This window comes from Streptomyces sp. NPDC050509 (assembly GCF_044457965.1).
Classification (GTDB): domain Bacteria; phylum Actinomycetota; class Actinomycetes; order Streptomycetales; family Streptomycetaceae; genus Streptomyces.
The window spans coordinates 92,314-115,556 of the sequence record NZ_JBITHL010000006.1 but is presented as its reverse complement, the minus strand read 5'-3'; the positions used below and the strand labels follow the sequence as shown (position 1 = coordinate 115,556).

The window sequence follows — 23,243 nt, the reverse complement described above, 5'->3', positions numbered from 1 at the left end:
TAGCGGGCGGGGTGGCCGTGCGGGCCCCGCTCACGACACGAGGTGCCCCGTGTCGTTCCAGACCTGGATCGCCGGCAGGTCGTACGCCCAGCTCAGCACCGAGATCGACGTCGGGTCGAGCCGGATGCGGGCCGCGAACGCGATGTCCTCGCCCAGCCAACGCGCCCCTATGGCACGCAGGATGTGGCCGTGCGCGAAGACCAGGACGTCGCGGTCGGCCGAGCGCGCCCAGGCGACGACCTCGTCCGCGCGGGCGGCGACCTGCGCGAGGCTCTCGCCGTCCGGGACACCGTCGCGCCAGATCAGCCACTCCGGGCGGTCCGCCTTGATCTGCGCCGGGGTCATCCCCTCGTACGCGCCGTAGTCGAACTCCATCAGCGCGTCCCAGGGTTCCGCGCGCCCCCCGAACCCCGCCAGCTCGCAGGTCTCGCTCGCGCGGGCCAGCGGGCTGGTGCGTATCTCGGCGTCGGCCAGCCCCGACCAGGGCTCGCGGTGCAGCCGCTCGCCGAGCAGCTTGGCGCCCCTGCGCCCCTCTTCGAGCAGGGGGATGTCGGTCCGGCCCGTGTGTTGTCCGGACAGCGACCAGGCGGTCTGGCCGTGCCGGGCGAGCAGGATGCGCGGTGCCATGGAAATGCTCCCTGAGGTTCATGTCGGTGCCGTTCCATCATCGCGCACCTGAACGAACGGCGACTTCCAGGGGGCAACCTCCCCGCGCGTACCAGCGTCCCACTCTCTGTCGGAGGTGATGCTGTCGCACACGGATTCCCGGGTACACCCGGCCGAAGGCGCCGATCGCGTACACCGTACGGTTGAACGTCGGCCGAAAGCCGCATGAACACATGATGGAGACCGCCCGGATGCCGTACCGCGCCAGCGCCGCCCGTGCCGCCCGTGCCGACGCAGGCGCCGACGCCGGTGCGACGCACCGCCCGCGCCCCCGTTGGTGGACCGAACTGGCGCTGCTCGTGGTGGTCTACGCCGCGTACTCGGCGGGCCGGCTGCTGGCGCGCGGCGACGTGTCGACGGCGGTCGACCACGGGCTGGCGATCCTCCGAATAGAGCAGGCGTTGCTCCTCAACGCCGAGCACCCCCTCAACCGGCTCTTCACCAGCACCCCGGCGATCGGGATACCCGCCGACTTCGCCTACGCCTCGCTGCACTACCTCGTGACACCGGCGGTCCTCGTCTGGCTCTTCCGCCGCCGCCCCGCGCGCTACCGGGCCGCCCGCACCTGGCTGATGGTCTCCACCCTCCTCGGACTGGTCGGCTTCACGCTGCTGCCCACCTGCCCGCCCCGGCTGCTGGACGCGGGGTACGGCTTCGTCGACACCATGGCGCAGTACAGCTCGTACGGCTGGTGGGGTACGGAGGCCAGCGCGCCGCGCGGACTCGGCGGGATGACGAACCAGTACGCGGCGATGCCCAGCCTCCACGTGGGGTGGGCGCTGTGGTGCGGGGTGCTGCTGTGGAAGCACGCGCGCACCCCGCTGGTGCGGTGGCTGGGGCTCGCCTATCCGCTGGTCATCACCGTGGTGGTGATGGGCACGGCGAACCACTACTTCCTGGACGCGGTCGCGGGCGCCGCGGTGATGGGCGCGGGGGCGCTGCTGACGCGGCCGGCGACGCGCGCCGTGGAGCGCGTACGGATCCGGCTGACGGCGGGGAAGGCCCCCCACCCGCCGCAGGCGCCCGCCCAGCCGCAGACATCCGCCCCGTCCCAGGCATCGTCCCCGCCGCAGGCGCCCGCCCAGCCGCAGGCATCTGCCCCGTCGCAGGCGTCGTCACCGGCCCGTTCTGCCCGCTCGGCCCCGATTGTCAGCGGTGGATGCGAGACTTCCGCGGGTGAGCGATTCCCTGGGCAGCGGACCCGCAGCAGCACCAGCACCTCCTCCGCAGACGACACTCCGGCGACGGCTCGCTGAGCTGCGCGGCCCCACCGTCGCGCCGCAGCCGCTCGACGCCCGCGCGCTGGCCGCCCTCGCGGCCAACCCCGGCTGCCGGCGCCGCGCGCTGCTCGACGGCGCGGGCGTCGACAAGGCCGCGCTCGCGACGGCGCTGGGTTCGCCCGCGCCGTTCGGGCAGTCGCAGTTCGCGTTCATGCGCGGCAACGCCTTCGAGGCCAAGGTCAAGGCCGACGGCGGTACGGAGCTGATGCGGCTGGTCGCGGAGCGCCTCGGCGGCGCGGCGCCCCCACCGGGGCCGGGCGAGGTCCTCGTACCCGACCTGTCGGCGGCCGGTCCCGAGGGCCGCGTGGCCCGTACGGCGCTGGCGCTGCGCGAGGCGACGGCGGCGGCGGCGTGGGCGCTGCTGGACCATCCGCTGCTGGCCCTGGAGGTCGCGGGGTCACCGGCGTATCTGGAGCCGGACGCGGTGGTGGTGCGGCCCGACGGCCGGTGGACGGTCGTGGAGATCAAGTCGTTCCCGATGATCGACGGTTCGGCCGACGCGGCCAAGGTCGGCGCGGCGGCGCGGCAGGCGGCGGTGTACGCGCTCGCGCTGGAGCGGGTCGCCGCGGTCACCGCGGGCGCCGAGGTGGGCCACCGGGTGCTGCTGGTCTGCCCCAAGGACTTCTCCAACCTGCCGACCGCGTCCGTCGTCGACGTACGCAAACAGCTCTCGGTGACGCGCCGGCAGCTCACCCGGCTCACCAGGATCGAGGAGATCGCCGAGGCGCTGCCGGAGGGCACCACCTTCGACGTGGAGCGCTGCTCGGGCGCGGAGCTGACGACCGCCGTCGAAGCGGTCTCGGCCGCGTACGCCCCCGAGTGCCTGGCCGCCTGCGAACTGGCCTTCCACTGCCGCTCGGCGGCGCGCACGGACGGCGCGGTGGAGGCGCTGGGCCGGGGCGTACGGGGTGAACTGGGCACCCTGACGACGGTCCCCGCGGTGCTGGCCGCGGCGCGCGGGGAGGCGGGCGACCCGGCGGACCCGACGGTCGCGACGCTCCGGCGGGCGGCGGCGCTGCGGGCGGAGGCCCTGGAGGAGGGACGCCGCCGCGCGGCCGGCGCCCGTACCGAGGAGGCCGTATGTCGCTGATCAGTACGCTCGCCCGGCTGGAGGCCACGGCGAGCGGACGCGCCCAGCCGCTGACGACCGTCCTGCACCGCCGGATCTCCGACCGGCCGCTCGTGCTCGTCCCGCTCACCACCGCGGGCGAGGCGGGCGCGCCGCTCGGCGCGCTCGTGGGCACGGACCGGGCCGCGCCCCTGCTGCTGACCGTGGCGCAGCCGCGCGACCGCGATCTGCGGTTCGCGTTCCTCGGCGAGCTGGCCGAGACCGTCCTGCCGTACCTGGACGGGTACGCCGATGTGATCGAGGCCGCCGAGCGCAACGAGACCGACCCCGAGACCGGGAAGCGGGTCAAGGTCGAGGTCGAGCTGTGCGTGGACGCGCCGCAGGTGATCGTGCCGAACCGGCCCGGTGTCGACTTCGTCCGGCTGCTGGGCCGGTCGATGCGGTTCCGGCGGACGGCGGAGGACGACCCGGACGCGCCGTACCCGGCGCCGCCGCGCGTGCCGCTGCTCGGCCGCTGGCTGACGCACTACGGCGAGCGCGCCCGCGTTCCCGGCTCCTCGCTGCTGCTCGCGACGACCGATCTGCTGGGCCGCCACTGGGCCACGGGCCAGTCCAACCTGGAGGACCAGCACCTGGGCGCGCTGCTCGCCTGGCTGGCTCCGCCGGACGGCGTCCTGGGCGCGGAGGCGGCGCTCCGGGCGGAGCTGGCGCGGGACGGGGAAGGGCAGTTGGTGTGCCCGCCGGCCGGTCCCGCGACGGACCCGGCGTTCGACAACAAGCTGCTGGCGCCCGCGATCGAGGCGTACGACCGGGCGCGCGGCGCGCTCGCGGCGGCGGAGGACGGGCCCGGCGCGGAGGAGCAGTTGGCCCGGCTGACGGCGGCCGAGCGGCGGATCCGCGAGCTGCTGGAGTCCGTCATGCGGCCCACGTGGGACGCGGTCTGGCAGGGCCTGGACCTGCTGCGCGCGCTGCCGGAGGGCGAGCGCGTCGGTGACCGCTGGACGCGGGACCGCTGGTCCTTCACCGGCCACCGCGACCGGGTGCGCGCCGGGGAGCCGCCGCAGCCCCGCAGGGACGACGCGGTGACGGCGGCCCAGAAGCTCGCCTCGCGGGAGACGGCCCAGGGCCAACTGGAGGCGCAGGAGGCCCTGGACGATCCGCTGGTGCTGGCGGGGCGGCGGCTCGCCGGGGAGGCGTTCCTCGGGGAGGTGACGGAGGTGGTGATGGCGTACAGCGAGAGCAAACGGCCGAGCCCGCGCCCCCTGGTCACGGTCCGCACCGACGACCGCCCCCATCTCGGGGCGGGCGTGAAGGTGTTCCGCTCGCTGGACGGCAAGCCGCAGACGGCCGAGTTCGTACGGTACGAGGAGGCCGTACCGTACGAGGAGGCCGGGCCGGCGGAGGAGAGCGGGCCGGCGGAGGAGAGCGGCGTGCTGGTGGTGCGGCTGACCGACCGCATGGGCCGGAGCAAGGAGCCCGCGCCGGGCTCCGTACCGGCCAAGGGCGACCGGATCGCCTGGACGCTCTTCGAGCACGACCAGCGCGGCGGCCCGAAGCTGCCGGACCCGGAGCACACGCCGTGGACCCACGGCGGCCCGCCGGCGGGCCCGGAGGCGACCCTCGACGGCACGGTTCCCGCGCCGGTGCCGGATCCGGTGACCGAGGAGGACTTCCTGTGAGCCCCGTGCCGCCGATCCCGTACCCGATCCCCGGAGCCCGCCGATGAACCAGTCCTCCGCCCTGGACCCGGGCGCCGCCGCGACCCGGGCCACCGACGCGATCCTGCGCGACACGCTGCACGGCGCGCACCGCGGTGTCGTCGTCGACTCCCCGCCCGGCGCGGGCAAGTCGACGCTCGTGGTGCGGGCCGCGCTGGAACTGGCCGCGGCGGGGCGCCCGCTGATGGTCGTCGCGCAGACGAACGCGCAGGTGGACGATCTGGTCGTCCGGCTCGCCGAGAAGAACCCCGAGCTGCCCGTCGGCCGGCTGCACAGCAACGACCCCGACCCGTACGACAAGACGCTGGACGGGCTGGCGAACGTACGGAAGTCCGCGAAGGCCGCCGACCTGGCCGGTCTGGACATCGTCATCTCGACGGCGGCGAAGTGGGCGCACGTCCAGGGCGTCGAGCCCTGGCGGCACGCCATCGTCGACGAGGCGTACCAGATGCGTTCGGACGCGCTGCTCGCCGTCGCCGGGCTCTTCGAGCACGCGCTGTTCGTCGGGGACCCCGGCCAGCTCGACCCGTTCAGCGTGGTGGGCGCGGACCAGTGGGCGGGGCTCTCGTACGACCCGTCGGCGAGCGCCGTCTCCACGCTCCTCGCGCACAACCCCGAGCTGCCGCAGCACCGGCTGCCGGTCTCCTGGCGGCTGCCCGCGTCGGCGGCGCCGCTGGTCTCGGACGCGTTCTATCCGTACACCCCGTTCCGCAGCGGTACGGACCACGGCGACCGGCTCCTCGCTTTCGGCGTCCCGTCCGACGGGTCGGGGCCCGACCGGGTGCTGGACGAGGCCGCCGCGTCGGGGTGGGGGCTGCTGGAGCTGCCCGCGCGGCGCACGCCCCGTACGGACCCCGAGGCGGTACGGGCCGTGGCGCTGGTGGTGCGCAGGCTGCTCGACCGGGGGGCGGCGGCCACCAGCGAGCGCGCCCCCGGCCCGGTGCCCGTGACGGCGGACCGGATCGCCGTCGGCACGGCCCACCGCGACCAGGCGGCGGCGATCCGGGCGGCGCTGGCGGAGCTGGGGGTGAGCGGCGTCGCCGTGGACACGGCGAACCGGCTCCAGGGGCGTGAGTTCGACGTCACGGTCGTCCTGCACCCGCTCTCGGGCCGCCCGGACGCCACCGCCTTCCACCTGGAGACGGGCCGGCTCTGCGTGCTGGCCTCCCGCCACCGGCACGCCTGCGTCGTGGTCTGCCGGGCGGGCGTCGCGGAACTGCTGGACGAGCACCCGTCCACCGAACCGGTCCAGCTCGGGGTGACGGTGAAGTTCCCGGACGGCTGGGAAGCCATGCAGTCGACCTGGGCGCAGTGGTCGAACCACCGCGTCCCGTGGCGCCCCTGACACCGGACCCACCCCCCGAGGCGCACTTGCGGCGGGCGGGACAATGGACCGTGGCCCGAGGGCCCGGTACACGCACGAGCAGGAGGAGACACATGGCGGATCCCGAGCGGAGCGAGCGGCGGCTGCGGCCGGCGCCGTTGCTCTTCGAGCCCTCCGAGGCGGTCGCCGACCCCGAGCACTTCTTCGATCTCGAATCGATCGAGGACCCCGCCGAGCTGCTCGCCCGGTCGACGGAGCTGACCTTGGCGTTCCGTGCCGCGACGGACCGGGCGGTGGAGTTCCAGGCGGTCGCCGCCGCGCAGCTCGCCGATCCGCGCCGCTTCGACCGGCTCACGACGGCGGACATCGCGCGGCGCGCGGAGTGGACCGAGGACTACGCGAAGAAGATGGTCGAGTTCGGCAGAGACCTGCTGGCCGGGGACGCGCAGCCGGGTCAGTGACCGGGGCCATGGCATATGCCGGGGCGCAGGTTACGCCCCTCTGCGCCACCCTGTCCCGGTTTCCGTGAACTCTGGGGAACCGAATCGTTACTCCCGGTAGATCTTACTGTCATGAGTGCATGGTTACGAGATGAATCCCCGGCACAGCCCCTGAGCCCCGGAGGGAGCGACGACGAGCGACGCACCGACATCTTCGGCCTCCTCCACGACGAGGACCGCCACCAGACCGCCCGGGTGACCCCGGCCGGCGCGGACTGGCTCGCTTCCGCGGGCCCCTACCCCCGGTCCACCCTGTCCCTCTGGGCCGCCCGCCCGGCCGCTCCGGGCGTGCTGCCCTGCGGCTCGGCCTTCGACGTGGTGAGCGCGCCGTCGATGTTCGGGCGGCACATGCTCAACCGGCTGTGGTGCGACGGCCCCGGCTCGGGGCCCGTCGCCGCGCACCGGGGCCGCACCCTGCTGTTCGCGGCGCCCGGCACCGCCCAGCGACTGCCGTCGCTGCTCGCCTGGGAGGAGTGGGGCCGCCGGGGGCCCGACGGGCGGGACAGCGCGCCGCCGCCGCTGCTCTGCCACGGCGCGGGCGACGCCGTGACCGTACCGGCGCTCACCCCCGGCGCCCGGTCCGGGCCGCGCTGGCTGGTGGCGCCCGACACCCGGCATCCGTGGCTGCCGGGGCCCGACGTGCTGCTGTGGGCGTGCGTCCGGGCCGCCCGTACGGCGGCGCGCACAGCCCTCGGCCGCCTGGGCTGACCTCCCCGAACGCCTGCGCATCATCGATTTTTCTTCGCGCCGATCCGGGTGCTAAGGTCTACGACGTCAGCAGGCGCCGCTAGCTCAGTTGGTTAGAGCAGCTGACTCTTAATCAGCGGGTCCGGGGTTCGAGTCCCTGGCGGCGCACAGACGGAAAAGGCCCCTCACTCCGGTGGGGGGCCTTTTCGTATGCCTTCATCAACCCGGCGCTTTCACTCGCCGCGCCGTCAACCGCCTGGCGTGATCTTGACGGTGAAGGCGCCCGAGGACGTACGGTCGGCCACCTGTACCTGGGTCCGCTCCCCCGGCACCGTGAACGTCTCGCCGACCTCCAGCGGCGCGTCCGCCAGCGGCGGGTAGACCGACCGCTCCCAGCACCCTTCGCTGTCCGGGTGCGTGTCCACCACCTCGACCGGGCCGCCGCCCGACGCCTTCCCGCTCCGCACCCGGTAGATCAGCACCCCCTCCGTACAGGTGTGCAGGTCGTTGCCGGTGGCGGCGCGCGCCTCGATCGCCAGGGCCGAGTCCGTGCCGGTGCGCACCACAGCGAGCCGGGTGCCCGCGCCTCCGCCGCCGCCGAAGGAGGGCTCGGCGGCGACCGGATCGAGGGTGAGCAGCGTCGTACCCGTGGGTGAGACACAACTCACCTGCCGCCGGTCCAGCCAGCCCAGCTTCCACTTGTGCCAGGCGAAGAAGTCCGGCGCGAGCCCGAACTGGCTGCCCATCACGTCCCAGTCGCCGACGTACGTGTCCCAGTCGCCCTTGTCGTTCGTCGGCCGGTGGTAGAGGTCCGCCAGGTCGAAGACGTGTCCGGTCTCGTGGGCCAGCACGTTGCGGTCGGGGGGATGGCGTTCGAAGACGGTGACGACGCGCTTGATGTCCGTACCGTCGGCGCGCATCGGCCGGTCGAAGTTGACCACCTTCGTGGCGTCGGAGTCGACGCCGGGCGCGTCCGGGTCGGCGACGAAATAGACCACGTCGTAGCGGGAGAAGTCGATCTCCGGGTCGGCGGCGGCCAGCGCGTCCCGCAGATAGGCGGTGCGCCGGGCCGGCTCCCAGTCGCGCCGTATCCCGTACGAGGTGGAGGGCTGCGGCATCGCGAACCAGCGGAGCTGCGGGTGCGCGCGGAGCGTGAACCTGCCGTACGAGGCCCGCTCGTAGAAACGGCTGGTGGCCGGGAAGTGGTCGGCCACCAGGGCTTCCGTGGTGGCGAGCGGCCGGGAGTCCGGGAAGGAGAGGAAGACCATGACCGCGTCGAGGGAGCGGGCGGGGCGCGGATAGGCGTCGTTCCAGGTGTCCAGTCCGAGGGAGTGGTGCGCGGCGGTACGGGGCAGGGCGCAGGGCCCCTGCGCGGTCGCGATCGCGGCGGGCCCGGCCACCAGCGAGGTGGCGGCGACCGCCATGAGGGAGGTGAAGGCCGCAGCGGCCCTGCGCAGCCGGGGCCTTTCCACTGCCTCGGGTGGCTGCGGACGCTCCACATCGACCTCCGGCTACGGAATGGGGGTACAGGCGGTACGGCAGACGCGCGGGGCACGTCACCCACCACCTTGTGCCGGTTTGCCGGGGTACGCCCTGTTGGGCTGCCCCACGCGGGTGAGGGAAGCCCGACACCCCGGGCGCGGCGTCGAAGTCACAGCCGGTCACCTTCGGGTGGCCCGGTGCCACAGCCGTGCAGAAACGATCGCTCGATGCCGTGGGTACGCCCCTCCGGGGCCTTCTTCGGTACGGGGGAGCTGGAATGGCCACCCGGCCTACCTCTATGATCGGCACACTTTCTCTGGCTGACCCGTCTCCACCACCCCCCTGTACAACACGACTGCACCGCGGGAGCGAGCCGTGAGCGGAACCTCCGAAGGACCGCGTCCAGCGGCAGTCGCGGCGGCGGGCGGCGGGCATCCGCCGAACACGGAGCGTGCGGACCGTACGGGGCGTGCGGACCGTACGGAGCGTCAGGCCGTGGGCCGGGCCGTCCCCGACGACGACACCGAGCGGCACGACAGGACCACCGCCGAACAGACCGACCGCACCGAGCACCGCGCGCCGCACCGGACGAGTGCCGCGCGCGACTACAGCGCCGCGTTCCATGTCTCGCGGCTCGCCATGGCCCTGCTCGACCGCGAGGGCACCGTCCTCGACGCCAACGACGCGCTCGGCGCGCTCCTCGGCACCCGGGCCGACGCGCTGGCCGACCAGGCCGCCGCCGACCTCCTCGACCTGGCCTCGGACACCCGTACCTGGCACGCGTACCGCGACGCCCTCGACAGCCTGCGCGCCCGCTTCCGCTGCACCCGGCGGCTCAAGCACCCCGACGGGCGGACCCTGTGGGCCGAGGTCACCGTGGCGCCCGTACCGGACACCGAACGCGTACTGCTGTCGGTCACGGACATCAGCGACCGGCGCGAACTCCAGGCGCGGCTGCGCCATCTCCAGCAGCACGACCCGGTGACCCGGCTGCCCAACCGCACGCTCTTCTTCGAACGGCTCGCCTCGGCGCTGGAGGCGTCGGCCTTCCACGACGGGCCGTTCGAGGGCGGGACGTACGGCAGCAGGACCTACACCACGGGCGCGTCGGCGTACGGCACCGGCGTCGCGTACGGCGTCTCGGCCTCGTACCCCGCGCGCGGCCACGACCGCGGCACCGGAAACGGTCGAGGGGATGGCAGAACAGGGCGGATCGGTCTCTGCTACCTCGACCTCGACGGTTTCAAGGCCGTCAACGACACTCTGGGCCACCGCACCGGCGACCGGCTGCTGGCCGCCGTCGCGGGCCGGCTCACCGAGTGCGCCGACCACGGCGGGTACACGCGCAGCGGCGGCCACCTCGTGGCCCGGCTCGGCGGCGACGAGTTCGCGATCCTCGTCGAGGACTCCACCGGTACGGAACAGCTCGCCGATCTCGCCCGCTCCGTGCTCGCCGCGCTCCAGCGCCCCTTCGACCTCGCCGGGCAGCGGCTCTCGGTGTCGGCGTCGATCGGGGTCGTGGAGCGCGCCGCGGAAGGCACCACCCCGACCGGACTGATGCAGGCCGCCGACACCACGCTGTACTGGGCGAAGGCCGACGGCAAGGCCCGCTGGACCCTCTTCGACCCGGAGCGCAACGCTCACCGCATGACCCGGCAGGCGCTCACCTCGGCGCTGCGCCCGGCCGTCGAGCGCGAGGAGTTCGTCCTCCAGTACCAGCCGCTGGTGGGGATGGCCGACGGGATCGTCCGGGGTGTGGAGGCGCTGGTCCGCTGGAACCACCCGCAGTTCGGGACCCTGTCGCCGAATCGGTTCATCGGTATCGCCGAGGAGGACGGCTCTATCGTGCAGCTCGGCGGGTGGGTGCTCCGCACGGCCTGCCGCCAGGCGCGGCGCTGGCAGCTCGACCACCCGCACGCCCAGCCGCTGTTCGTCAGCGTCAATGTGGCGGTACGTCAGGTGTGGGACTCCGATCTGGTCGGGGACGTGGCGGAGATCCTGGCGGAGACCGGGCTCTCGCCGCACCTGCTGCAACTGGAGCTGACGGAGTCCGCGGTGATGGGCTCGGCGGGCCGCCCTCTCCAGGCACTCCAGGCGCTGAGCGACATGGGCGTACGGATCGCGATCGACGACTTCGGCACCGGTTACTCCAACCTCGCCTATCTGAGCCGGCTGCCGGTCTCGGTCCTCAAGCTGGACGGCTCCTTCGTCCGGGGGTTCCGGTACGACGAGGGGGTGCACCCGAGCCCGGCGGACGAGACGATCGTGGAGGCGCTGATCCAGCTCGCGCACCGGCTGGGGCTGACGGTCACGGCGGAGTGCGTGGAGACCTCGGGGCAGGCGGCGCGGCTCCAGCGGATCGGCTGCGACACGGGACAGGGGTGGCTGTTCTCCCGTCCCGTGGCACCGGAACGGATCGCGGAGATGATCGCGGCGGTGAGCCCGAACGGCGTGTGACGGGCCGTTCGGGTCCGCGAGGGCCCGGTGAAGGCCCGCCCCGTCAGCTCGTCAGGGCCGCGGCTATGCGCTCCGCCATCCGCCCCTGCTCGGCGTCGCGCCGTACCGGCGTGTAGGACCAGACCAGCCGCAGTCGCCGGTCCAGGGTTCCGAACGCGCCCGAGTGGTATCCGTAGCGCTCGCCGGTCTTGCCCCAGAGCGTGACGCCGTTGACGGTGACCGTCTGGAGCCCGGCCGAGTAGCGGGCAGGGGTGCCGTCGACCATCCGCACCTCCGGCGGCGGCAGCGTGAACATGTGCTCCAGCAGGTGCGGCGGCAGGAGTTCGCCCGCGAAGAGGGCGGCCAGGAAAGTCTCCACATCGCGGGTGGTGGAGACCATCTCTCCGCTGCCGTAGGCGGCCGACTGGTTGAAGACGGTGGCGTCCTCCAGTCTGCCGTCGCTCATCTCCTGATAGCCGTGGACGTGAGGACCGTGCAGATACGGATCGTCGCTCGCCGGTGCGTACGTGCCGGTCAGCCCCAGCGGCCGGGCGATCCGGCGGCGTATCTCCGCACCGTACGAACGGCCGGTGACCCGCTCGACGACCATCGCCAGCAGGACGAAGTTGATCCCCCGGTACTCCTGCTTCGTGCCCGGGTCGAACTTCATCCGCTTCGTACGGGTGACCCGGGCCACCAGGCGCGACGGTGTGAAGCGGTCGTACCGATGGGCGAGGATCAGCTCGGGGGTGCTCACGTCCGGAACGTCGGGGCCGCTCTCGTCGGGCAGGCCGCTGGTGTGGTTCAGCAGGTGCGAGAGCCGGATCTCCGGGTACTCCGCGGGCAGCAGATCCGGCAGGTACCGCTGGACGGGGGCTTCCAGGACCAGCCGTCGCTCACCCACCAGTTGGAGCACGGCGGTCGCGATGTAAGCCTTGCTGATGCTGCCGGCCCGGACCTGGTCCCCGGTCCTTATGGCCCGTCCGCTGCGCAGATCGGCGACGCCCGACGTGCCGTACCAACGCCCGCCCCTCCCACCGACGCGGAGCTGCGCGCCCGTGGCCCTCGGGTGCTCCAGATCGTCGATGGCGGCTTGCAGGGCCTTGGTGTCGAGCGGTGGGTACGACGGAGCGGCAGGCCGCGCGTACGCCCGCGCGGGGACCGCCGCGACGAGCGCGGCGCTCGCCGCGCCGCCGAGGAGGACCCGGCGGGAGAGCCGGCGCGAGGCCAGACGAGCCGGAGGAGCCAGGGGAGTCGGCGGGGACGCGGGGGCTAAGGGACGTGCGGAGGGTTCGGTCATGTCTCCAGACTGAGGCCCCGCGCTCCCCGCCGGATCCGGGCAGCCCCTGATCCAACCCCGACGTTCCGCTCACCACCCCCCAGGTGACACCCCTGAGACGGGGTGCCGTCTCCGGGCCCGTTGATCCCCCTGGGACCCGGGCAGCGCCTCAGGCAGACCCCGGCAGGCCGTACCCGTCCGCGATCAGCTCGTAGCTGCGCAGCCGCGCCTCGCCGCTGTGCGCGTTGGCCGTGATCATCAACTCGTCGGCGCCCGTGCGCTTCTGAAGGTCGTTCAGCCCGTCGACCACGGCGCCCTTCGTGCCGTGCACGATATTGCCGAGCCAGCCGTTGACGAACTCCTCCTCCATCGGGCTGAACCGGTACGCCTCGGTCTCCTCCGGCGTCGGGACGAGCCCCGGCCGCCCCGTCCGCAGCCGCACCATCGAGAGCGCGCCGGTCAGCACCTGGCGGCGGGCCTCGTGCTCGTCGTCGCTCGCCAGGGCCGCGACGCCGATCAGGGCGTACGGCGCGTCGAGCACGGCGGACGGCTTGAACGACTCGCGGTAGAGGTCGAGCGCCGGGACGGTGTTCTGCGCCGAGAAGTGGTGGGCGAAGGCGAACGGCAGCCCCAGCACCCCGGCCAGCCGGGCGCTGAAGCCGGAGGAGCCCAGCAGCCAGATCGGCGGGCGCGCGGCCGGGCCCTGGACCGGTCCCGGCACGGCGTGGATACGGGAGTACGGGTGGCCGTCGGGGAAGTCGTCGTCCAGGAAGCGGGTCAGCTCGGCGAGCTGCTTCGGGAAGTCGTCCGCGCCCTCGTTCAGCCGGTCGGAGCGGCGCAGCGCGGCGGCCGTCGCCCCGTCGGTGCCGGGCGCGCGCCCCAGGCCGAGGTCGACGCGGCCGGGGGCGAACGCCTCCAGCGTGCCGAACTGCTCCGCGATCACGAGCGGCGCGTGGTTGGGCAGCATGACGCCGCCCGAACCGAGCCTGATGCGCTCGGTGTGGGCGGCGAGATGCGCGAGGATCACGGCGGGCGAGGTGGACGCGACGCCCGGCATGGAGTGGTGTTCCGCGACCCAGTGCCGGTGGTAGCCCCGGCGCTCGGCGAGCCGCGCCAGCGTCACGCTCGTACGGAGCGCGTCGGTGGCGGTGGAGCCGCTGCCCACGGTGACCAGGTCCAGTACGGACAGGGGTACGGGCGCGGTTCCCCGTACGGTCCCCCGGATCGGGTCGGCGGCTCCCCGGACCGCGTCACCGGCCCCCGGACCCGTCTCCGTCGTGCCGCGTTCCGTAGCGCCTCGGCTCGCCTCGTCCACCGGTCAGACCCTCCTGCGTGTGCGTCAACGTGAAGTCACTTCACCGCAGCCAACAGGAGGGTCTCTCCGTTTATTCCCGCGCCGATACGCGGACCGGCCGGCGCACGGACCGGGTGCACGGACCGGGCCGGTCCGTGCATTGACGCGGACCGGCGGCCCCGGCGGCTACCCCCGGCTCGCGAAGAGCGTGCCCAGCTTCGGCGCCCACGCCGTGCGCTCCGCGAGCCGCAGCCCTTCCCAGACCGAGACCTGGTTCGCCGTGAGCACCGGTTTGCCGAGCGCCTCCTCCAGCTCCGGCAGATACGCCGCCGTGTGCAGCGCCGTGTCCGGGAGGAGGACGACCTCCGCGTCCGGGTGGTCGCCCGCGCGGGCCAGCTCCAGCACCTGGTCCCGCTCCCACGTGCCGACCTCGGCGGCCGTGATGATCCCGCTCGCCCGGTCGGCCACCACCTCGATGCCCGCCGACTTGAGGAAGACCCCGAAGTACTCCGTGACGTCCGCCGGGTAGGTCGCCGCGATGGCGACCCGTTCCGCGCCCAGCGCCTGTACGGCGTGGGCGAACGCGAACGACGTGCTCGACGCGGGCAGCCCCGCCGCCAGGGCCAGCGCGCGCGTCTGGTCGTGCGCGCCGTCCCATCCGTAGACGAAGCTGCCGCTGGTGCAGGCCCAGACCACGGACTCGGCGCCGGCCAGCCGCAGTTCCTCCACCCCCGCCGCCAGCCGCTCCCCCGCGCCCATCTCCAGCAGCGCGTCGACGCGGTGGGCGTCCTCCCCGATGTCGGTGTGGACGACCGGCAGTCTGACGTCGCCGGCGAGCAGCATCTCGATGCGCGGGTAGTCGTCCTCGGCGGAGTGGCCGGGGTAGAGGAATCCGACGGTGGTCATGTCCATCCTTCCGTATCGTCCGGCAGGGTCGGCGGGACGGGCCCGCCGGGGCCGGCCGGTGCGACGGGTGACGCCGGAGCGACCGATTCCACCGTAGGCACGGACTCCGCCGACGGCACACCCTCCAAGCCCTCCACGGGCGACGCGGGCGATGCCTGCGACGGCATCGGCGCCACCGACCGGTTCGGCACGGCCGGAGAGATCGGCGTGACCGGCGGGATCGGCGGTACCGCTGGGAACGCGGTCACCAGCGAGATCGGCGTGATCGGCGTGATCGGTGCGATCGGTGCGATCGGTGCGATCGTCGTCATCGGCGGGGCCGCCTGTACCGGCGGCGGGTCGAGCAGCAGCGCCTGGTACGGGCCGACCGCGTGGGCGCCGAGCCTGCGCAGCGCGGCCCACATGGTGACCTGGTTGGCGGAGAGCACCGGCATACCCAGTTCGGCCTCCAACTGCGGAATCACGTCGTACGTCGGCAGATTCGTGCAACTGATGAACAGCGCGTCGGCCGCCCCGACGACTGCCTGTCGCGCCATGTCCATGACCGACCGGTACGGCACCTTCCAGATGTCCCGCGTCAGCCCGAGAAAAGCGCGACCCGTAACGGCTACCCCCACCTCAGCCAGATAGTCCTCCAGCGACTGCGTGACGGACTCCGTATAGGGCGTGACCAGCGCGATCCTGCCCGCCCCCAGCTCCTCCAGCGCCTCGACCAGGGCGCCGGTGGTGGTGAGTGACGGCACCTCCCCGGCCCTGGTCATCGCCTCGCACATGGCCCGCTCCCCGGCCGGGCCGCCGACGAAACTGCCCGACGTGCAGGCGTACGCGACGACCTCCGGCTCGGAGACGCCCAGCGCCCGGACCGCCTCCCCCAGAGTCTCGTGCTCACTGACCAGCCTGGCCAGGTCGAGGGAGACCTCGACCGGCACATAAGGCGTTCTGGTCAGACGCAACGAGATGTTGTCGGGCACCCATCGCCACAGTTCGCGATCGAGTGCGAAATCGAACGGAGCGACCACTCCCACACCACGCTGTGGCTGTGGTCCGCCCAAAAAGGAGACATCCATTGCCGGCCCCTTGCTCACGCCCGCGCTGACAGGGTTCAGCTCTTGTTGACGACGGTAGGAGCGGGATGCGAGCGTGGTCAATCGGTACATCTCAGACGTTGCACGGAATTTTCCAGCGGGAAACTCCGCTCGGCCCGCGCCCGGCACCCGCCGGGTGTATCGGCCCCGGCAGAAGGGCTGCTCCCCATGCCCCCACCTACCCTCCTCGTCCTGACGGCTGACCCGCCGCCGCGCCTCGGCCGGCTCACCGGACACGCCAGGATCACGTCGGTCGACGCGGACGGCCTCGCCGCGCAGCTCCCGCTGGCCGACGCCCTGCTGGTCTGGGACTTCACCTCGGACGCGGTACGGGACGCCTGGCCTGGTACGGGTCCCCGGCCCCGCTGGGTGCACACCGCGAGCGCGGGCGTGGACCGGCTGCTCTTCCCCGAACTGGTCGCCTCGGAGACCGTCGTCACCAACGCGCGGGGCATCTTCGAGGAGCCGATCGCCGAGTACGTGGCGGGGCTCGTACTGGCCATGGCCAAGGATCTGCCCGGCACGCTGGAGCTCCAGAGCCGGCGCCGCTGGCAGCACCGCGAGGGGCTGCGTGTCGCGGAGAGCAGGGCCGTCGTGGTCGGCGCGGGCCCGATCGGCCGGGCCGTGGCCCATACGCTGCGGGCGCTGGGCGTGACGGTGGCCGTCACCGGCCGTACGGCGCGCCCCGGCGTGCACGGCGCGGACCAGCTCGACCGGCTGGTGACCCGGGCGGACTGGGTGATCAGCGCGGCGCCGCTGACGGACGCGACGCGCGGCATGTTCGACGCCCGGCTGTTCGGCCTGATGCAGCCGTCCGCGCGGTTCATCAATGTGGGCCGGGGGCAGCTCGTCGTCGAGGACGATCTCGTCGCCGCGGTCTCCAAGCGGTGGATCGCGGGCGCGGCGCTCGACGTCTTCGAGCAGGAGCCGCTGGGTCCGGAGAGCCCCCTGTGGGACGTCCCCGGGCTGATCGTCTCCCCGCACATGAGCGGCGACACGGTCGGCTGGCGTGACCGGCTGGGCGAGCAGTTCGTCGGTCTGTACGAACTGTGGGTGAGCGGAAAGCCGTTTCCCCACGTGGTGGACAAGGAACGTGGGTACGTCCCCATGCATGACTGATCGCATCGGAGGCCACATGACGAACCGCGGCACCAGGGATCACACGGCTGCTGGTCGCACGACCACGGATCACACCTTCCTCACCGACCTCACCGCACGCGCGCTGCTGGCGGGCTACGCGAAGGGCGACTTCTCCCCCGTCGAAGCGACCCGTGCCGTACTGGACCGGATCGAGACGGTGCAGCCGCTGGTCAACGCGTTCGTACGGGTGGACTCCGAGGCGGCGCTCGCGCAGGCGGCGGCCTCCGCCGAGCGCTGGCGCAGGAAGGAGCCGCAGGGCCTGCTCGACGGGGTGCCGGTCTCGGTGAAGGACCTCTTCCTCCAGCGCGGCGGGCCCACCCTGCGCGGCTCCCGGGCCGTACGGCCGGGCGGCGCGTGGGACGAGGACGCCCCGGCGGTCGCGCGGCTGCGGGAGCACGGCGCGGTCCTCGTCGGGAAGACGACCACCCCCGAGTTCGGGTGGAAGGGCGTCACGGACTCCCCGCTGAACGGGGTGACCCGCAACCCGTACGACCTCTCCCGCACCTCCGGCGGGTCCAGCGGCGGCAGCGCGGCGGCCGTGGCGCTGGGGGCTGCGCCGCTCTCCGTCGGTACGGACGGCGGCGGCTCGGTCCGTATCCCGGCGTCCTTCTGCGGGATCTTCGGCCTCAAACCGACGTACGGGCGCGTTCCGCTCTATCCGTCGAGCCCCTTCGGCACGCTGGCGCACGCCGGGCCGATGACCCGGGACGCGGCGGACGCCGCCCTCCTCCTGGACGTGATCAGCGGCGCGGACTGGCGGGACTGGTCGCAGCTCGCCCCGACCCCGGCCGCCCGGGACGCGCTGACGGCGGGCGTGGACGGCGTGAAGGGGCTGCGCATCGCGTACTCCCCGTCCTTCGGCGGGCAGGTCGCGGTGCGCCCGGCGGTGGCCTCGGCCGTACGGGCGGCGGTGAGCCGGCTCGCCGAGCTGGGCGCGTACATCGAGGAGGCCGATCCGGACATCAGCGATCCGGTGGAGGCCTTCCACACCCTGTGGTTCACGGGGGCGGCGCGGCTGGTGGCGCCGTTCGGAAAGGAGCAGCGCAAGGGGCTCGACCCGGGGCTGCGGGAGATCATCGCGGCCGGTGAGCGGCGGAGCGCGCTGGACTATCTGGCGGCGGTGGACGCGCGGATGGAGCTGGGGCGGCGGCTGGGCCGCTTCCACACGTCGTACGACCTGCTGGTCACCCCGACGCTGCCGATCACCGCGTTCGAGGCGGGCGTGGAGACGCCGAGGGGCTCGGGGCAGCGGCGCTGGACGGCGTGGACGCCGTTCACGTACCCGTTCAACCTGACGCAGCAGCCCGCCGCCACGGTGCCGTGCGGGGTGGACGCGGACGGGCTGCCGATCGGGGTGCAGATCGTCGCGGCGCGCCACGCGGACGAGCTGGTGCTGCGCGCGGCGCACGCGCTGTACGAGTCGGGGGCGGCCCGGATCCCGGCGCCCGCCGGGGCCTGAGCGCCGGAGCGCGGCGCCCGCCGGGGCCTGAGCGCCGGGGCTCGGGGCCCGAAGCCCTTGGGCGCCTCGCGCACAGGGTCCCGGCGCCCCCGGGCGCCCCTACGCGCGCCGGAAGCTGAGCGTCTCGCCGATGGCCCCCGCCCGCCAGAGGTCCTGGCAGGCGTCGGCCATCCGGTCGAGGCCATCGACCACCGTGCCCCAGACGATGCCGGGGATCCACCCCATGTCGCCGTTGATCAGCAGGTTGTTGCGCTCGTAGAAGAGGGCGAGATCCACGACCGTGCGGCGGCCCGCGGTGGCCTTCTCCTCGTATCCGTACGACGACGTGCCCAGCTCCGTGTCGGAGAAGGTGAAGTAGCACAGATCCCCGGGGATCGGGGTCACTGTCGGGTTTTCGAGGGGTGGCTCCTCGGCGGCGAAGGCTGGAAACAGCGCGTAGATCTCGTTGCGCGCGTACTTCGCGTGGTAGACGTCCGAGCCCAGCGGCAGTGCCTCCCACACCGCCGCGCAGGTGACCGGGGCGCGGTCGTCCAGCAGTTTCGCGGTGCAGTGCACGCCGCGCTTGTCCAATGACACGGTGACAAATCGATCGGTCATGTCTTCATGGTCCTCGTCCGGTCCCCCGAGTCAAGGGCACACCGGATGTGCAAGATCGGCTCAAATTGACGCGCATAACCCCGGTGGAGTCGGGTAGCCGCGCGCCCATGGCCTCACCACCTGAGAACACCTCGGAAAGAGCACCAAAACGGTCCATACGCAGACGTTCCTTGCTGCTGGGTACGGCTGTGCTGGGCGCCGCGGGGGCGCTCGGCGCCGCCGGATGCAGCCGGGTTCCGACAGGGGACACCCTCGCCCGGCTGAAATCGCAGCGCACGGTACGGCTCGGGATCGCCGGCGAGGCACCGTACGGGTACATCAACGACCAGGGCGATTTCACCGGCGAGGCGGTGGAACTCGCGAAGGTCATCTTCAAGCGGCTCGGCATCGGTTCCGTACAGCCGGTCGCGACCGACTTCTCCTCGCTGATACCCGGTCTCAACGCGCAGCAGTTCGATGTCGTCTCGGCGGGGATGTACATCAACGCGGAACGGTGCAAGCAGGTCATTTTCGCCGATCCCGAGTATCAGATGCTGGATTCCTTCCTCGTGCGCAAGGGGAATCCGAAGAAGCTGCTCTCCTATCAGGACGTGGTGCGCTCCAAGGCGAAACTCGCCACGGGGGCCGGCTACGCGGAGATCGACTACGCGATTTCCGCCGGGATACCCGAGAAAGAGATCGTCATCCTCCAGGACCCGGTCGCGGGGCTGAACGCCGTCGAATCAGGACGGGTCGACGTCTTCGCCGGTACGGCGCTGACCGGCCGCGAAGTGGTCAAGAACAGCCGCAAGGCCGAGGCGACCGAACCGTTCGCACCGGTCGTGGACGGAAAGAAGAAGGTCGACGGCGGTGGTTTCGCCTTCCGGCCCACCGATTCCGGTCTGCGGGACGCCTTCAACGTCGAGATCCACAAGATGAAGAAGAGCGGCGAACTGTTCCGCATTCTCAAGCCGTTCGGCTTCGCCGAGTCGGAGATGACCACCATGACGGCAGAGGAGCTGTGCGCATGACAGCCGGCCTCTGGACCCACTGGGTGCTTCCCGGTATCTGGATCACCGTTCAACTCACCCTGTACAGCGCGGCGCTGGCCACCTTCGTGGCATTCTCCGTGGGAATGGCCCGTACGCACCGTTCGCGTACCGTCCGATTCCTCGCGGGCTTCTACACGGAGATCTTCCGCGGCACCTCGGCACTGGTGCTGATGTTCTGGCTCTTCTTCGTGATGCCCGGCCTGTTCGGCTGGGCCCTCGTCCCGATGTGGGCCGCCGTGCTGGCCCTGGGCCTGTCGTACGGGGCGTACGGCGCCGAGGTCGTGCGGGGCGCGCTGAACTCCGTGGTACCCGCGCAGCGCGAGGCCGGTATCGCCCTCAACTTCACGCCGTGGCAGCGCATGCGACTGATCCTGCTGCCGCAGGCGATACCGGAGATGATCCCCCCGTTCGGCAATCTCCTCGTCGAACTGCTGAAGGGCACGGCGCTCGTCTCCCTGCTCGGGGTGGCCGATGTGTCGTTCGCCGCCTATCTGGTGCGGCTGGCCACCCAGGAGAGCGCGCAGATCTACTCGATCACCCTGGTCATCTATTTCGTGCTCGCGTTCGTCCTCACGCGCGGAATGAAGGCGCTTGAGCGGAAGACGAAGGCCGGAATCGGCATCACCATGACACCGGGCACCCCGGGGACACCGGGAGGCACCCGATGAACAATTGGGACTGGTCCGCCGTCGCGGACTTCATGCCACGTTTCTGGGACGGGCTGCTCCTCACCCTCCAGGTCCTCGTCGTGGGCTCGCTCCTCTCCTTCACCCTCGGTCTGGTCTGGGCGATCGGATTCCGGGCGCCGACGCGTCTCATCCGGTGGCCGGTCCATGTCTTCACCGAATTCATCCGGAACACACCGCTGCTCGTACAGCTCTTTTTCTTCTTCTTCGTCCTGCCCGAGTGGGGCGTGCAGTTCTCCGGTCTGACCACCGGCACGCTCGCGATCGGGCTGCACTATTCGACGTACACCGCACAGGTCTACCGGGCCGGAATCGACGCGGTGCCCGCCGGCCAGTGGGAGGCGGCCACCGCGCTCAGCCTGCCCGTCGGCCGGACGTGGATCGCGGTGATCCTGCCGCAGGCGATCCGGCGTATCGTGCCGGCGCTGGGAAATTACGTCATCTCGATGCTGAAGGACACCCCGCTGCTCGCCGGGATCAGTGTGCTGGAAATGCTCCAGCAGTCCCGGCTGGAGAGCGCGGCCACCTTCCAGTACACCGAGCCGCTGACGGTGGTCGGTGTCGCCTTCATCCTTATCGCCTATCCGGCTTCTCTTCTCATGCGAGCCCTGGAGCGTCGTCTTGTCCGCTGACCGCACTGACACCACCGATACCGCTACGGACACCGAGCTGATCCGCTTCGAGAACGTCACGAAGAGATTCGGCTCGAACACCGTCCTCGACGACCTCTGTTTCTCCGTACAGCCGGGAAAGCACGTCACTCTGGTCGGCCCGTCCGGATCCGGCAAGACGACGATCCTGCGGCTGCTGATGACGCTGGTCAAACCCGACGAGGGCACCATCACCATCAACGGCGACAAGCTGTTCCCCGCGAGCGAGAAGCACGTGCGCGAGGTGCGGAAGAACATAGGAATGGTCTTCCAGCAGTTCAATCTCTTCCCCAACATGAACGTCCTGCGCAATATCACGGAGGCGCCCGTCCGGGTGCTCGGGCTCGGCAAGGACGAGGCCGAGGAGCGCGGCCGTGAACTGCTCGACCTCGTCGGGCTCGGCGACCGCTGCGAGGCGAAGCCGACCCAGCTCTCGGGCGGGCAGCAGCAGCGCGTGGCCATCGCCCGCGCGCTGGCGATGCGGCCGCGGATCCTGCTGCTGGACGAGGTCACCTCGGCGCTCGACCCGGAGCTGGTCGCCGGGGTCCTGGACGTCCTGCGGGACATCGCCCACACCACGGACATCACGATGCTCTGCGTGACCCACGAGATGAACTTCGCCCGGGACATCTCCGACGAGGTGATGATGTTCGACGCCGGGAAGGTCATCGAGTCGGGACCGCCGGAGAAGATCTTCACGGACCCGGAGAACGAACGTACGCGGGAATTCCTCGGCGCGGTGCTCTGAGCGCCTTGCGCCCGGCGTACGCCCGGCGCATACCTGGCGGTCCGCGGAGCGCGCCCTGACCTGCACAGCAACCTCACACTCTGTTGAAGAATTATCCCTCTGGCATATGCCAGAGTGGCGCGGCCCAGTACAGAGACCTGGGCCGCGCCGAATCCGGTGGTCAACAGCGGCCCTTTTCCGCACCCTTGACGGTTATCGTGGGGGTGAGCTTGCGGTAACAACCTGCCAAGGGGGGACCGTGGTGCTGAAGCCGGAGCCGACCGCGCCGTTCCATTCGGTGCGGTACGTCCTGCGTGTGCTGGAGACGGTGTCCCGGCACGGCGGCGGCGTGACCGCAGCCCGTATCGCCAGCGAGAGCGGGCTGCCGGCCGGACATCTCGCGCCGCTCCTCGCCATGTTGCGCCGCGAGGGGTACGTGGAGCGGGCGACGGACGGCGCCTATGTGATCGGCGACTCGCTGACCCTGCTCGGCTCCGGCGCCGACCGGGCGCAGGTCCTCGAAACACGGCTCCAGGACACCCTCGCCGGGCTGCGCGACGCGATCGGCGCGGCCATCTACGTCAGCCGTTACGTCGACGGCGAGATCAAGATCACCCAGGTCTCCGAAGGCCCCCTCACGCCCGCCGTCAACGAGTACGTGGACTTCCGCACCACGGCCCACGCGAGCGCGATCGGCAAGTGCCTGATGAGCCAGCTCGACCACGGCAGCCGCAAGGAACATCTCGCCCGCCACAAGATCGCCCGGTTCACCTCCCGCACGATCACCAGCGAGCGGCTGCTCCTCTCCCGGCTGGACGGCCATCCGTCCACCGTCCCCGTACTGGACCTCCAGGAGTACGCGGTCGGCACGGTCTGCGCGGCCGTCCCGCTGACGGCGGGCTCGGCGGTCGGGTGCCTCGCCCTCTCCCTCCCGCTCGAACACGCCCACCGGCTGCGCGCGGCGGCGGAGTCGCTGAACCGCGGGGCGGCCCCGGTGGCGCTGGCGCTGACGATCTAGGGTCAGGGCCGCCGCGGGCGCTGGTTCGGAGCACCCCGGAGCACCGGGTATTATTTTCGAGTCAGCAGGCGCCGCTAGCTCAGTTGGTTAGAGCAGCTGACTCTTAATCAGCGGGTCCGGGGTTCGAGTCCCTGGCGGCGCACCGACACAGGAAGGCCCCTCGCGTGAGCGGGGGGCCTTCCTCGCGTCCGGACGTGGGGGCCGGACGC

20 protein-coding genes, 2 tRNA genes and 1 pseudogene are annotated in these 23,243 nt (G+C 72.2%); 16 read left to right on the top strand and 7 right to left on the bottom strand.

Annotation, left to right across the window (positions count from 1 at the left end):
• Positions 1-30 precede the first annotated feature (30 nt).
• Entirely contained in the window at positions 31-627 is a 597-nt protein-coding gene (locus ACIBJC_RS18725) for a histidine phosphatase family protein (protein ID WP_399293437.1), read from the bottom strand.
• A 215-nt stretch (positions 628-842) separates the two neighbouring features.
• Between ACIBJC_RS18725 and ACIBJC_RS18720 the strand changes: the two genes are divergently transcribed.
• The 7 genes and pseudogenes from ACIBJC_RS18720 (at position 843) to ACIBJC_RS18690 (ending at position 7,412) form a co-directional block, all read left to right on the top strand.
• The gene (locus ACIBJC_RS18720; protein WP_399294243.1) at positions 843-1,922 is read left to right on the top strand and encodes a phosphatase PAP2 family protein; all 1,080 of its coding nucleotides are present in this window, start codon (positions 843-845) and stop codon (positions 1,920-1,922) included.
• On the top strand, positions 1,843-3,036 hold the full coding sequence (locus tag ACIBJC_RS18715; RefSeq protein WP_399293434.1) for a hypothetical protein: 1,194 nt from the start codon (positions 1,843-1,845) through the stop codon (positions 3,034-3,036). The genes ACIBJC_RS18720 and ACIBJC_RS18715 overlap by 80 nt, the downstream gene beginning before the upstream one ends.
• Positions 3,027-4,694, top strand: coding sequence for a hypothetical protein (locus tag ACIBJC_RS18710; RefSeq protein ID WP_399293431.1), 1,668 nt, complete (start codon positions 3,027-3,029; stop codon positions 4,692-4,694). The genes ACIBJC_RS18715 and ACIBJC_RS18710 overlap by 10 nt, the downstream gene beginning before the upstream one ends.
• Before the next feature lie 43 nt (positions 4,695-4,737).
• Positions 4,738-6,078: an AAA domain-containing protein gene (locus tag ACIBJC_RS18705; RefSeq protein ID WP_399293429.1), complete on the top strand. Its 1,341-nt coding sequence runs from the start codon at positions 4,738-4,740 to the stop codon at positions 6,076-6,078.
• Positions 6,079-6,170: 92 nt separating this feature from the next.
• A complete protein-coding gene (locus ACIBJC_RS18700; protein WP_399293426.1) occupies positions 6,171-6,518 on the top strand; it encodes a hypothetical protein in 348 nt (115 codons plus the stop codon).
• Between the two features lie 111 nt (positions 6,519-6,629).
• A pseudogene (locus ACIBJC_RS18695) lies at positions 6,630-7,348 on the top strand (hypothetical protein).
• Positions 7,339-7,412, top strand: a tRNA-Lys gene (locus ACIBJC_RS18690). The pseudogene ACIBJC_RS18695 and the gene ACIBJC_RS18690 overlap by 10 nt, the downstream one beginning before the upstream one ends.
• An 80-nt stretch (positions 7,413-7,492) precedes the next feature.
• On the opposite strand, the gene ACIBJC_RS18685 is transcribed toward ACIBJC_RS18690, so the two are convergent.
• A complete protein-coding gene (locus ACIBJC_RS18685) occupies positions 7,493-8,743 on the bottom strand; it encodes a M6 family metalloprotease domain-containing protein (RefSeq protein ID WP_399293425.1) in 1,251 nt (416 codons plus the stop codon).
• 358 nt (positions 8,744-9,101) lie between these two features.
• On the opposite strand from ACIBJC_RS18685, the gene ACIBJC_RS18680 reads away from it, so the two are divergent.
• Positions 9,102-11,183 carry a putative bifunctional diguanylate cyclase/phosphodiesterase gene (locus tag ACIBJC_RS18680; RefSeq protein WP_399293422.1) on the top strand — a complete coding sequence of 694 codons (2,082 nt, stop codon included), beginning with the start codon at positions 9,102-9,104 and terminating at the stop codon, positions 11,181-11,183.
• 43 nt (positions 11,184-11,226) lie between these two features.
• Here the strand turns inward: ACIBJC_RS18680 and ACIBJC_RS18675 are convergent, their stop codons facing one another.
• The 4 genes from ACIBJC_RS18675 to ACIBJC_RS18660 all read right to left on the bottom strand — a co-directional run bounded on the left by ACIBJC_RS18675 (position 11,227) and on the right by ACIBJC_RS18660 (position 15,708).
• Entirely contained in the window at positions 11,227-12,462 is a 1,236-nt protein-coding gene (locus ACIBJC_RS18675) for a serine hydrolase domain-containing protein (RefSeq protein ID WP_399293419.1), read from the bottom strand.
• A 148-nt stretch (positions 12,463-12,610) separates the two neighbouring features.
• Positions 12,611-13,666, bottom strand: coding sequence for an LLM class flavin-dependent oxidoreductase (locus tag ACIBJC_RS18670; protein WP_399294240.1), 1,056 nt, complete (start codon positions 13,664-13,666; stop codon positions 12,611-12,613).
• A gap of 255 nt (positions 13,667-13,921) precedes the next feature.
• Positions 13,922-14,641, bottom strand: coding sequence for a decarboxylase (locus tag ACIBJC_RS18665; protein ID WP_399293417.1), 720 nt, complete (start codon positions 14,639-14,641; stop codon positions 13,922-13,924).
• On the bottom strand, positions 14,638-15,708 hold the full coding sequence (locus ACIBJC_RS18660) for a decarboxylase (RefSeq protein WP_399294237.1): 1,071 nt from the start codon (positions 15,706-15,708) through the stop codon (positions 14,638-14,640). The genes ACIBJC_RS18665 and ACIBJC_RS18660 overlap by 4 nt, the downstream gene beginning before the upstream one ends.
• 186 nt (positions 15,709-15,894) lie before the next feature.
• Between ACIBJC_RS18660 and ACIBJC_RS18655 the strand changes: the two genes are divergently transcribed.
• The gene (locus tag ACIBJC_RS18655; RefSeq protein WP_399293414.1) at positions 15,895-16,845 is read left to right on the top strand and encodes a D-2-hydroxyacid dehydrogenase; all 951 of its coding nucleotides are present in this window, start codon (positions 15,895-15,897) and stop codon (positions 16,843-16,845) included.
• 16 nt (positions 16,846-16,861) lie between these two features.
• Positions 16,862-18,325 (top strand): amidase, encoded by a 1,464-nt coding sequence (locus ACIBJC_RS18650; RefSeq protein WP_399294234.1) that lies wholly within the window; start codon positions 16,862-16,864, stop codon positions 18,323-18,325.
• Between the two features lie 99 nt (positions 18,326-18,424).
• On the opposite strand, the gene ACIBJC_RS18645 is transcribed toward ACIBJC_RS18650, so the two are convergent.
• Complete coding sequence (locus ACIBJC_RS18645) at positions 18,425-18,922, bottom strand: DUF3830 family protein (RefSeq protein WP_399293412.1); 498 nt, start codon at positions 18,920-18,922, stop codon at positions 18,425-18,427.
• A gap of 107 nt (positions 18,923-19,029) precedes the next feature.
• Here ACIBJC_RS18645 and ehuB point away from each other — a divergent pair, with 107 nt between their 5' ends.
• From ehuB to ACIBJC_RS18615, 6 genes are all read left to right on the top strand, one after another.
• Positions 19,030-19,932, top strand: coding sequence for an ectoine/hydroxyectoine ABC transporter substrate-binding protein EhuB (gene ehuB / locus ACIBJC_RS18640; protein ID WP_399293409.1), 903 nt, complete (start codon positions 19,030-19,032; stop codon positions 19,930-19,932).
• A complete protein-coding gene (gene ehuC / locus ACIBJC_RS18635; RefSeq protein ID WP_399293406.1) occupies positions 19,929-20,621 on the top strand; it encodes an ectoine/hydroxyectoine ABC transporter permease subunit EhuC in 693 nt (230 codons plus the stop codon). The genes ehuB and ehuC overlap by 4 nt, the downstream gene beginning before the upstream one ends.
• Positions 20,618-21,271, top strand: coding sequence for an ectoine/hydroxyectoine ABC transporter permease subunit EhuD (ehuD, locus tag ACIBJC_RS18630; RefSeq protein WP_329826921.1), 654 nt, complete (start codon positions 20,618-20,620; stop codon positions 21,269-21,271). Before ehuC ends, ehuD begins: the two co-directional genes overlap by 4 nt.
• A complete protein-coding gene (gene ehuA / locus ACIBJC_RS18625) occupies positions 21,261-22,037 on the top strand; it encodes an ectoine/hydroxyectoine ABC transporter ATP-binding protein EhuA (RefSeq protein ID WP_399293404.1) in 777 nt (258 codons plus the stop codon). The genes ehuD and ehuA overlap by 11 nt, the downstream gene beginning before the upstream one ends.
• Before the next feature lie 238 nt (positions 22,038-22,275).
• Positions 22,276-23,034 carry an IclR family transcriptional regulator gene (locus ACIBJC_RS18620; RefSeq protein ID WP_399293401.1) on the top strand — a complete coding sequence of 253 codons (759 nt, stop codon included), beginning with the start codon at positions 22,276-22,278 and terminating at the stop codon, positions 23,032-23,034.
• Positions 23,035-23,102: 68 nt separating this feature from the next.
• Positions 23,103-23,176: transfer RNA gene (locus ACIBJC_RS18615), tRNA-Lys, on the top strand.
• Positions 23,177-23,243: the final 67 nt, after the last annotated feature.